The sequence below is a fragment of the Azospirillum sp. B506 genome, assembly GCF_000333595.1.
Classification (GTDB): Bacteria; Pseudomonadota; Alphaproteobacteria; order Azospirillales; family Azospirillaceae; genus Azospirillum.
Genome location: NZ_BADK01001044.1, coordinates 1 through 10,709, shown reverse-complemented (window position 1 = coordinate 10,709; position 10,709 = coordinate 1). Strand labels below are relative to the sequence as shown.

Below are 10,709 nucleotides of genomic sequence, written 5' to 3'. Positions count from 1 at the left end.
CTGACGCCTATCCAGGCATTTCGAATGCCGACGTCGCTCGCCTCGCCATGCTGACACCGCAAACGGTCAGCGTCATCGTCGCCAATCTGGAGCGCGCCGGGACGATCAGGCGGCTGCCGCACAGTGTCCATGGCCGTATCCTGCAGATCGAACTGACGCCCAGCGGCCTGTCGCTGTTGCACCGATGCCGGGACCGCGTGCAGGCGTTGGAGCGCGAAGTCTCGGAGCCGCTTTCCGAAGCGGACGAAGCCGTTGTCAGGCGATGGCTCACAGGCGTCGCCAGAAGCGGGTCATAGGATCGACAAGGAATCCATGAGGAGTAGCCATGCCAGTCCAGATCACCCGATCCCTTCCCGTCGCCCCGGCATTCCGTCCCATTGCGGCGGCGATTGCGGCCGTATTCCGCGACGGAAACATCCTCCTGGTGCGGCGGGCCAACCCGCCGGACGCCGGTCGCTGGGGATTTCCGGGTGGAAAGATCGAGCCGGGAGAAACCATCGAGACAGCGGCGGTCCGCGAGTTGCGGGAAGAGACGGGGATCGACGCCGAAGCGCTCCGGGTCTTCACCGCGGTGGATGCCTTCGATCATGACGAGCACGGCCGGCTTCGCCAGCATTTCATTCTGGTCGCGGTGCTCTGCAAATGGAGGGCGGGCCAGCCGATTGCCGGAGACGATGCGCTTGAGGCGAAATGGTTCGGCCTCGACGAGCTTGACGAGGCGGGACTTGCGCTCAGCCTCGACGTCGCCGCGGTGGCACGGGAGGCGGAAGCCCTCCTCGCACAGGAGTTCGGCAATCCGACGCGAGAGGAGTGAGCCAAGCACTCAGCCGCCGTCATGCCCTTTGTCCTGAACGGGCGGACAACCGAATTTCCGGGAGAAGGCGCGGGAAAGCGCTGCGGCGCTGCCGAAGCGGGATTCGAGGAGCCGGTTCGGTTCTTTGCCAGCCTGTTCTGGGGGGCCTGGCTGTCCAGACGCAAGCCGACGGCCGAATAGAGAGCCTGCCATCGTGTCGAGGGCGGCCCAGGGCACCGGCGTGCAGCAGGTCGCTCCGGCCGATTGCCAGTCTGCAAGCGTCTCTTGCCGGCTTCCAACATGGCCTTCAGGTCGGGTTCGCATATGTTCCCAACGGAGACCTCGGAAAGGACCGATCCCTTGACCATTCAGCTCTACGGCTTCTGGCGCTCGAATGCGGCATTCCGCGTCCGTGTCGCACTTGCGTTGAAGACGCTTCCCTTTGAAGAGATCGAAGTCGACATCCTGTCCGGACGCCAGTTCGATGCCGGATATGCCGAAGTGAACGCGGAGCATGTGGTCCCCACCTTCGTTCACGACGGCCATCGCATCTTCCAATCGCTGGCGATCATGGAATATCTCGACGACCTCCAGCCGGAGCCGAGGCTGCTGCCGGCCGAGGCGAAGGAGCGAGCCTATGCCCGGTCGCTTGCCCTGGTATCGGTTGCCGATGCCCATCCTCTTGTCGTGCCGCGTGTGCGCAAGCATCTTGGCGAGGCATTCGGCGCGGATGCGGCCGCCATCGGGGCATGGTGCAGCCATTGGGCGCGGGAAGGGCTTGCGACCTACGAGCGGCTGCTCACGCGACGCCCGGCCTCTCCCTTTGCGCTGGGGGCCGCACCGACGGTCGCGGATATCTGCATCGCAGGCCAGATCGTCACCGCCGACCTTTATGAAGTGGACGTTTCGGCGTTTCCCAGGGTGATGGCGCTGGGGAAGCGGTGCTTCGAGCTGCCGGCATTCGCCGACGCACATCCGTTCCAGCACCCCGGCTACAAGAACAGGACCGCCGAGAATTGAGAATCGAACGGGAGCGTGACCCCGCCCGTCGAACATGACGCCGTGGCACCGCGCGTTTCGCATCGAACGCACGGGGCCTCAAGGGGATGGCGGCCGGGCGCCCGATCCGTTCAGTCCGTTGCCGCCGCAGTCCTTGGAGACCCGCCTTCGAGCAGCGCACGGCGCGCCAGCAATCCACCACCGACATGATCGAAAAAGGCGCGCACGCGCGCGGTGTTTCTCAGGTCCTTGTGAGTGATCAGCCACAGTTCCCTGGTCAGTTCGTCGAGCGGCTCCAGAACCCGCTCGATGCCGGGCTCCAGGTCGCCAAGGTAGCAGGGCAGGAGCGCCAGGCCCAATCCCGCCTTCACCGCCATCAGCTGGTTGATGAGGCTGCTCGAACGGTAGGCGAAAGCATGGGGCGATATGGTCTTCGTCAACCACAGGGATGCGGCAGCCACCGCGCTGCTGTCCCAGCCGACGATGGCGTGCCGTGAAAGCGACGCGAGGTCCGTCGGGCGGCCGCAAGTGGCGAGATAGGCGCTGCTGCCGTAGAAGGTCCACGGTGTCGATGCGATCTTGCGTCCGAACAAGTCTCCTTCCTCGGGACGGGTCGCCCGGATGGCGATGTCGGCCTCGCGGCGCAGGAGATCGAGTTGCCGGTTGTCGACGAGCAATTCGAGTTCGATCCCGTCATGCTCGCGCCGGAAGGAGGCCAGCACCTCGTTGAGAATGCGGAAGGCCAGCGTCTCGGAGGACGTGATCTTGAGCTTGCCGGACAGTCTGGCGTCCCGCCCTGTGATGGACCGGTCGAGCGCCATGATTTCCGCTTCCAGACGCTCCGCCGCCGTCACCATCTGCAAGCCGGCATCGGTCGGGACATACCGGCCCGGCGCCCGGTCGAACAGCTGGACCCCGCGACGCTTCTCCATCGCATTGAGCCACCGGAAGATCGTCGACTGATCGTGGCCCAGATCCTTTCCCGCACCGGCCAGCGATCCCGCGCGCGCGATGGCCAGCACAATCTTGAACTCGTTCCAGTCGGTCATGCTTGCCGTCTCACACAGTCGCTTCGAAAACCGACGCTTCCCTTGCCGATCGGCAAGACACCGGTCATGGAGTGTCCAGCCGGCGCGTCGGCATGCACATCCCAATTTGGGGCTCGAAGGAAACAGCAGGCAATTGCCGGCTGGAAATTCCTGTTTGCCAAACCACAACACACGGTCTGCAGCCCTATTCCTATCATTCCGCTCTGCCCGGGCCGGCGCGATCGCGCCCGCACAGGATTGCAGGACAAGAAACTGACGACAAGGAGATGGGAATGGGATCGGCGATGGCATGGGCACTGCTCATCTTGTCCGGCATTCTCGACGTCGCGTGGGCCGTGAGTGTGAAGATGGCCGACGGTTACAGCCGTCCGGCCTGGTCTCTCCTGTCCTTCGTTCTTCTCGCCGCCTTCGTCCATGCGCTCGGCAAGGCGTTGCAGGCGCTGCCACTCGGCACCGCCTACGCGGTCTGGACCGGCATCGGCGCGGTCGGCTCGGTCGTCGTCGGCATCGCGATGTTCCATGAACCCGTGACTTTCGCCCGCTTCTTCTGGATCGCCGTCACGCTCGGCGGGATCGTCGGCCTCAAGCTGACGACCGCTTGAGCATCCGTGTCGGCCGCTTGCTTCAAAATGAAGGACTCATCATGACCGGTCGCAATGCCGATCCGACTCTCGCCTTTTCCAAGGACGAGGAGATCACCGCTTTCCGCAACATGCTGCTGATCCGGCGCTTCGAGGAGCGCTGCGGCCAGATGTACGGCACGGATCCTCGAAGAAGGCCATGCGAGCGAGGAAGACCTGAAATCCATCGACCAGGACGTCAAGGCCATGGTGCTCGAAGCCGCGGAGTTCGCCAAGAACAGTCCATTGCCCGATCCGCCGGAGCTTTACACCGACGTGTATACCCAGACCGGCGCTTGAGGGGTGTGTCGCCCGATGCCAGGCCAACCGCTTCGGCGCAGTCGGCATTCCGCTCAATGGCGGTCACCGGGATCGTGTCCCGCGGCGTGGTGCAAGATCTGGCGTGCTCATCCGGTGTCCGGCATGACTGGCCGGGGCGGTCATATGGCCGTGGCGGGCAACGTGAGGGCGAGATCATCGCGCAGCGGGGCGGGCCGGTTCCCGACAACTCCTGCACCGCGCTCAGGGGCATGACCGGGGCAAAAGATCAGGGCCTCCTCACTGTCTTTCCTTGCCCATCTCATGAAGTGACATTCCGATGCGGCTGAATCGAACCGGACCCGCATTGAGCGTGTCTGCAACAGCATCGACCGTTCATCGCCAATCGGGTCGAGCAATGATCGTCTTCAGGCATGCGGTTTACCTGCATATACCTAGGCGATTCTAGGTGCGTTCTTGCAACCTGATGTCTCCTGTATATCTTTGAGGCCTTTCCAAAGGAGGCAGGTGCTCTGATGACCGCTACTGATGTGCTGTTTCGGCCGTTCCGCATTGGCGCCATGGAGCTTGCGAACCGCATCGTCATGGCCCCAATGACCCGGAGCTTCGCAGTGGATGGCATCCCCGGTGCGGCGCACGCTGCTTACTATCGCCGCCGGGCGGACGGCGGGGTGGGCCTCATCCTCTCCGAAGGCACGGTGATCGACCGACCGGCGTCGCGGAACGACCCGCGCGTCCCGTTCTTCCACGGGGACGCGGCATTGGCGGGTTGGAAGGGCGTGATCGATGCGGTTCACGATGGCGGGGCCAGGATGGGCCCGCAGCTTTGGCACACCGGAGCGCTCAAGAGCTTCCTGACGGAGTGGGTACCGGACTCGCCCGTCGAAAGCCCGTCCGGATTGGAGGCACCGGGCATCGAGCGCGGCGTTGCCATGAACGATGCCGACATCGCCGAGACGATTGCCGCCTTTGCCCGCGCCGCCAGCGACGCAAAGCGTCTTGGCTTCGACACCATCGAGCTGCACGGGGCGCATGGCTACCTGTTCGACCAGTTCTTCTGGGCCGCCACCAACCGTCGGACCGACCGTTATGGCGGTGCCTCGATCCGCGAACGCTCGCGCTTTGCCGCAGAGGTCGTCTCGGCTGTCCGGGCGAGCGTCGGACCTGACTTCCCGATCATCCTGCGCCTCAGCCAATGGAAAGTGCAGGACTTCAGCGCGCGGCTCGCGGATACGCCCGATCTCATGGCCGATTGGCTGAGTCCCCTGGTGGAGGCCGGCGTTGACGTGCTGCATTGCTCGCAGCGCCGATTCTGGGAGCCAGAGTTCCCGGAGATCGATGGCGGGCAGGGCCTGAATTTCGCCGGCTGGGCCAAGAAGTTGACCGGTGCGGCCACGATCAGCGTCGGCTCGGTCGGCCTCGCGGGTGACTTCATGGGCGCGTTCGGCGGCGAGGGCTCGTCAACGGCCAAGCTCGACAAACTCATAGAGCGGATGGAGCGCGATGAGTTCGACCTGATCGCCGTCGGCCGAGCCCTGATTGCCGATCCGGCATGGGTGGAGAAGGTACGGACCGGCAATAGCAGCGCCTTGAAGGACTTCGACGCCGCCGCGCTCGCCGAACTGGTGTAGGACCTGGATGCGCCGTTCATCGCCTCGAACCAAGCGGACCCGAGACGCGGAGCGATCACGCTTCCGCTCCGAAGGTCGGAGACGCGGATGACGGCGCAGCCCGTCCCCACCGGGGCGGTGAATCCGGTCATGCCGAGAACGCCTGCGAGGGCCGCGCCATTTCGGTGGACCCATGTCGGTGGACCCATGCCGGTGGACCGGCGGCGCAGCTCAGACCTGCGCCATGCCGCCGTCGACCGGCAGCTCGGCCCCGGTGATGAAGCTGCTTTGGTCGCTGGCGAGGAACAGCGCGGCCGAAGCCACCTCGTCGGCACGACCCATACGGCCGAGCGGGATCAGTTTCGTCAGCGTTTCCCGCACCTCGTCGGATGCCGCCGCCATCATGGCGGTGTCGGTCGGTCCCGGCGCCACGACGTTGACGCGGATGTTGCGGGGCGCCAGCTCGTTGGCCCAGGTCCGCGCGAACGAGCGCACGGCGGCCTTGGTTGCCCCGTAGACGCCATAGCCCCTGGTGCCGATCGCGTCGGCGATCGAGCCAACCAGCACGATCGTGCCACCATCCGGCATGATCGCCGTCGCAGCCTTGGTTGCGAACAGCAGAGCGCGCACGTTGATGTTGAAGGTCCGGTCGAAATGATCCTCGTCGATGTCGTCGAGGGTCGCGAACTCGGAGATTCCGGCGTTGACGGCGAGTACGTCCACCCGGCCTGCTTCGCGGCTCACCGCCTCGAAGAAGGCGGCGAGCGCCGTCAGATCGGACGCATCGACGCGGCGCGCGCGCAGCCTGCCGGTCCCAAGCCCGACCTCCCCCTCTTCGGTGCGACGGCTGGTGGCGTAAACCGTGGCGCCTTCCGCCGCGAACCGTTCTGCAATGGCGCCGCCGATGCCGCCATGGCCGCCGATCACGACGGCGATTTTTCCTGAAAGCCTGCTCATGCGTCCTCACATCGCTGGTGACGAGGAATAGCTATCATTTCGATATCTAATTACAAGAAGGCACCAGATAGTGCTTAGATACCGGAACAATGCTCAGATATTGAGGCGTATACCCATGCCCGAAGACGTGCTCGAACTGCCGCTCGATGTCACTGCGACGCGACCCATCCTCGAACATATCGCCAACAAGTGGACGGTGCTGATCCTGAGCGTCCTCTGCACGCAGCCGGCGCGGTTCAACGACCTCAAGCGCCGCCTCGACGGCATCACCCACAAGGCTTTGTCCGAGTCATTGAAGCGCCTGGAGCGCAACGGCCTTGTCAGTCGCAAAGTCCTGCCGACGCAGCCGATCGGCGTCGAGTACACGATTACCCCTCTCGGCTGCTCGCTACGCGAACCCTTTGCCGCCCTTTACAGCTGGTCGCTGGCCAACGGCCCCGCGATGGAACGGGCACAGCGTGCCTATGACACATCGAGAGGGACCGGAGGATCGGAGGAGTTTTAGCGACCGGAGGCGATGCCGCCTCCTTCACACACCGCCCCAAATTGCGATCCGTTGCGAGACGGGACCGTGGAAGGCTTGGCGGGGCATCCGCCGGATGGGCAGAGATCACTGACCCTGGCAGATGGTGAGGGGCATCGGCATCGGCTTGGGAGCCGCGCAATGATGCTTCGGCTGCAGGAGTTGAGGGGGGCGAACGGACGGACGTGCGGCGGATCGCGAGCCGCATGGATCCATTCGGCCGAGCAGCGCCATATGCTCAATTCTTTCGACAGCTTGGCTGATGATCCACTCAGGTCTTCGCCGGATTGAGCAGCACCCACAGTCTGGCGATCCTGCCATCGACGACTTCCGCCACATCGCTTCCCGTGACCGCAACCGGGCCATCGGCCGGCCCCGCTTTCCATGAGAGCGATCCAAGGCCGTGATGGCCCACGGCGTCGCCCTCCGGCTGAAAACGAAACGTAGGTCCGAACTGATCCAGGAGAGCGCCCGCGACCTCCGAGATGGCCGCACGTCCCCTGACGATATTGGTCGGTTCGTACATGATTGGCTCAGCCACGAAGAGGTCTGCGATGGCCGCGGCGCGCTTCCCTGCGTCCCGCTCATTGAAGACATGTTCCAGGTTCGAGCGCAGAAGGCGGTTGTAGTCCGGTTCTTCGGATGAATGCGCCGTGTGATCCACATAGGACATTGTGCTTACCCTTGCTGGAGCGGCCTGGTAGCCGCCGTGGGACGGTTCAGATTTTCACATGGTTCGGTGCGGGCGTTAGCAGGGAATGGTTTGGATCATCTTCAAGCATTGCTTTAAGATGATCGGATGGAAACGCTCGCCAATCTGGAAGCCTTCGTCCGCAGCGCCGAAACCGGCAGCTTCTCCGCTGCGGCGCGCCGTTTGAGCCTGACGCCGGCGGCTGTGAGCCGCAACGTCGCGATGCTGGAACGCAATGTCGGGGTCCGGCTGTTCCACCGCTCGACACGCAGGTTGACCCTGACCGAGGCCGGGGAGCGCTTCCTGTCGGCGATCGGCGGCACTCTCGAAACCCTGCAGGCCGCCATCGCCGATGTCGCGACCAATGCGGAACAGCCGGCCGGCGTGCTGAAGGTCAGCCTGCCGCCGACCTTCGGCATCACGCATGTCCTGCCCCTCCTGCCCGCCTTTCTGGCCCGCCACCCGCTGATCCGGCCGGAATGGCATTTCGAGAACCGCCCGGTTGACCTGATCGCCGAAGGATATGATGCGGCGATCGGCGGCGGCTTCGACCTGGCGCCGGGCGTGGTGGCGCGCCCGCTCGCGCCCGCCCACATGATTGCGGTGGCGTCGCCGGCCTATATGTCCGGCCGGAGGGCGCCTGTCGATCCAGCCGGACTGGCGCAGCACCAGGGAATCGTCATGCGCTCCGCCCACACCGGCCGGGTGCGCCAGTGGACCATGCGCGACGTGGCGGGTGTCGAACTGCCGGCGCTGCTGCCTGAGAGCATTGTTGTCAACGATCCGGCGGCGATGCGCGAGGCCGCGTTGCTCGGGCTGGGCGTTGCGTTTCTTGCCGTCCCGGACGTGCTTCAGCATCTGGAGCGGGGCGATCTGCTACGCCTTGTGCCCCGGTGGTACGCGGACGCAGGCGCGATCTCGCTCTACTATGCGAGCCGTGCCCAGATGCCGGCAAAGACGCGTGTTTTCATCGACACACTGTTCGACCTGTTCCGCCGGGACCGTCTTGCCGAGCGTTTCGCCGGAAGTTTGGGATAGAGTGCCGCCACCGAAGACGCCAGATCGCACCGTCGGCACGATCGGGCCACCTGCCGCAAGGTCCGCAGCACCGAGGTTTGCCGGCCAGGCTCCCACGCCTCAGGTTCCGATGGCAGGCCGCTCCCTTCCGGCAGGGCAACGGTCTCGGACTTGAACGCGCCCCTGAAGTATCGCCTGGTCGTCGTCAGACACCTTCCCGCTCCATTCGCAGCGTCGCTCGGAGGCGTCCGCCGAACCGGGGCGAGATCGATCCTGCTACACTGCAATGCCGAGGGATGGGGACATCCCTACCATCAGTTCACTTCCCACCGGCGTCCCTTGCGACGCTTTCAATGGCGTTCGGCCCTTCACCCGGCGGCGATGGCACGGACCTGTGCGGTGGCGGTATCCAGAAACGCCTTGGCGAGATCGGGGTCGTTGACGACACGCGAGATCGTCAGTGCACCGACCATCATCGACAGGATCGCCATCGCCTTGCTCGTGAACTCTTCGCCCTGCGTTTGCGAAATCAGCCGCTCAAGGGCTTCCAGATGTGTCCTGATGCCGGCTTCGAATGACGCTTTCACCTCGTCACCGTGTCTGGCCGCATCCGAACCGAGCGCGACGATCGGACAGCCATCCGTCCTTTCCCCGCGATGTCCGAGGCTCAGATAAAGGCCGATCACCGCACCGAGCGGATCCTCCGGATTTGCCGTCATCGCCGCCGTCCATCGACTGGACGCGCTCTCCAGCGCCCGCGTCGACGCCTGGACTGCCAGATCCTCCTTCGATGCGAACTGCTTGTAGAAGGCGCCCTGGGTTAGACCCGCCGCCTCCATCAGATCCTTGAGACCGATGCCGTCGAAACCGTGCTCCCGAAAAAGGCGGCTCGCCACGTTGATCACAGTCTGCCGGTTTTCCTCAGCCTGAATACGGCTCACACGCATGATGCGCCCCTTGGATTTCGATCGAACGCTATAGAAGATGTGCATGACGGATGCAATCCTCCACCTCTGCCTATCCGGCAGGGCTTTTCCGGCCCGGCGGCCGGAAGGCGGAATGCCGGCCCCAGGCACCGCCGATCATGGCGGCGACCGTCAGAACGCCGTATGAGATCGCTGCCAGGGCGGTGACCTGGAACAGGGTCGAAAGGCTGGCGCCGAACCAGATCACGGCCGACCAGCCGATGAAGGCTGCAATGATCATGCGCACGGTGCCGGCCAGGACGGGAAGCAGGACGCGCTTCGCTCCCTGACTGGCGAAATAGAGAGCCAAGCCCAACCCGACCGCACCGTACACCGGCGCCACGGTGCGCAGATAGAGGGTGCCCATCGCCAACACCTGCGGATCGTCGCTGAACAGGCCGACCCAGGCCTGCGGGAAGATCGCGGCGGCAAGGCCGATGGCCTCGGTCATGCCGAAGGCGATGGCGGCGCCGATCCAGGCGATGCGGCGCGCCCGTGCCATCTGCCCGGCGCCGATGGTATGGCCGACCATGGTGACCAAGGCGGTGCCGAGCCCGAAGATCAGCGGAATCTGGAGGTAGTCGAGCCGCGAGGCGATGCCGTACCCGGCGATGGCATCGGCGCCGAACCGGCCGACCGCGGCGGTGACGAGGGCGACGGTGAGATTGACCTGGACGGTGCCGACCGCCGACAGGAGACCGACCCCGAGGATGTCCTTGAACAGGCCCAGGCGCAGGGGAACGATCCTCAGTTTCAGAAGGCTCCGCGAAGAGCGCAGATACAGTGTCAGTGCCAGCGCGGCGAACAGATAGTAGATGACCACCGCGGCACCGCCGCCGGCCACGCCGAGACGGGGCAAAGGCCCCCAGCCGAAGATCAGGGCCGGCGACAGGACGATGAGGAGACCGGTGCCGGACGAGATCACCAGGGCGGGCACCCTCACATTCCCGGCGCCGCGAAGGGCCGACGCCAACAGGGCGGTGACCCAGACCGGGATGGAGCCGGCGAACACGACCCCGGAATAGGTGAGCGCCGCCGTCAGCGACGGTCCCGTTCCTCCCATCGCCCGATAGAGGATCGGTCCGGCGAGGAGAGCCGCCGCGGTAAAGAGGATGCCGAATGCGCCGGCCAGGACGACCGCATGCCAGATCAGCGCTTCGGCGTCCTCGCGGCGTTTCGCTCCCAAGGCCCGCGCGATGGCCGAGG

12 protein-coding genes are annotated in these 10,709 nt (G+C 65.0%); 7 read left to right on the top strand and 5 right to left on the bottom strand.

The features are described 5' to 3' along the window. From I71_RS32045 to maiA, 3 genes are all read left to right on the top strand, one after another. Positions 1 to 296, top strand: a 296-nt coding sequence (locus I71_RS32045; RefSeq protein ID WP_042703852.1) for a MarR family transcriptional regulator, incomplete at its 5' end; no start/stop codon positions are given. Positions 297 to 325: 29 nt separating this feature from the next. Further along, entirely contained in the window at positions 326 to 814 is a 489-nt protein-coding gene (locus tag I71_RS32040; RefSeq protein ID WP_042703851.1) for an NUDIX hydrolase, read from the top strand. Between the two features lie 339 nt (positions 815 to 1,153). Further along, the gene (gene maiA, locus I71_RS32035; RefSeq protein WP_049976444.1) at positions 1,154 to 1,813 is read left to right on the top strand and encodes a maleylacetoacetate isomerase; all 660 of its coding nucleotides are present in this window, start codon (positions 1,154 to 1,156) and stop codon (positions 1,811 to 1,813) included. Positions 1,814 to 1,923: 110 nt separating this feature from the next. Here maiA and I71_RS32030 read toward each other — a convergent pair whose 3' ends face one another. Next, on the bottom strand, positions 1,924 to 2,841 hold the full coding sequence (locus tag I71_RS32030) for a LysR family transcriptional regulator (protein ID WP_042703849.1): 918 nt from the start codon (positions 2,839 to 2,841) through the stop codon (positions 1,924 to 1,926). A gap of 272 nt (positions 2,842 to 3,113) precedes the next feature. Here I71_RS32030 and I71_RS32025 point away from each other — a divergent pair, with 272 nt between their 5' ends. Both I71_RS32025 and I71_RS32020 read left to right on the top strand, forming a co-directional pair. Next, on the top strand, positions 3,114 to 3,443 hold the full coding sequence (locus I71_RS32025) for a multidrug efflux SMR transporter (protein WP_244434187.1): 330 nt from the start codon (positions 3,114 to 3,116) through the stop codon (positions 3,441 to 3,443). A gap of 812 nt (positions 3,444 to 4,255) precedes the next feature. Further along, positions 4,256 to 5,371 carry an NADH:flavin oxidoreductase gene (locus I71_RS32020; RefSeq protein WP_042703846.1) on the top strand — a complete coding sequence of 372 codons (1,116 nt, stop codon included), beginning with the start codon at positions 4,256 to 4,258 and terminating at the stop codon, positions 5,369 to 5,371. A gap of 210 nt (positions 5,372 to 5,581) precedes the next feature. On the opposite strand, the gene I71_RS32015 is transcribed toward I71_RS32020, so the two are convergent. Further along, positions 5,582 to 6,277, bottom strand: coding sequence for an SDR family NAD(P)-dependent oxidoreductase (locus I71_RS32015; RefSeq protein ID WP_244434186.1), 696 nt, complete (start codon positions 6,275 to 6,277; stop codon positions 5,582 to 5,584). Between the two features lie 145 nt (positions 6,278 to 6,422). On the opposite strand from I71_RS32015, the gene I71_RS32010 reads away from it, so the two are divergent. Beyond that, positions 6,423 to 6,812, top strand: coding sequence for a helix-turn-helix domain-containing protein (locus I71_RS32010; protein ID WP_042703842.1), 390 nt, complete (start codon positions 6,423 to 6,425; stop codon positions 6,810 to 6,812). 289 nt (positions 6,813 to 7,101) lie between these two features. Here I71_RS32010 and I71_RS32005 read toward each other — a convergent pair whose 3' ends face one another. Beyond that, positions 7,102 to 7,503, bottom strand: coding sequence for a nuclear transport factor 2 family protein (locus I71_RS32005; RefSeq protein WP_042703840.1), 402 nt, complete (start codon positions 7,501 to 7,503; stop codon positions 7,102 to 7,104). Between the two features lie 126 nt (positions 7,504 to 7,629). On the opposite strand from I71_RS32005, the gene I71_RS32000 reads away from it, so the two are divergent. Then, the gene (locus tag I71_RS32000) at positions 7,630 to 8,559 is read left to right on the top strand and encodes a LysR family transcriptional regulator (protein ID WP_042703838.1); all 930 of its coding nucleotides are present in this window, start codon (positions 7,630 to 7,632) and stop codon (positions 8,557 to 8,559) included. A 347-nt stretch (positions 8,560 to 8,906) separates the two neighbouring features. Here the strand turns inward: I71_RS32000 and I71_RS31995 are convergent, their stop codons facing one another. Both I71_RS31995 and I71_RS31990 read right to left on the bottom strand, forming a co-directional pair. Continuing rightward, positions 8,907 to 9,530 (bottom strand): TetR/AcrR family transcriptional regulator, encoded by a 624-nt coding sequence (locus tag I71_RS31995; RefSeq protein WP_244434185.1) that lies wholly within the window; start codon positions 9,528 to 9,530, stop codon positions 8,907 to 8,909. 25 nt (positions 9,531 to 9,555) lie between these two features. Further along, positions 9,556 to 10,709: MATE family efflux transporter (locus I71_RS31990; protein WP_042703836.1), on the bottom strand; the 1,154-nt coding region annotated here is incomplete at its 5' end.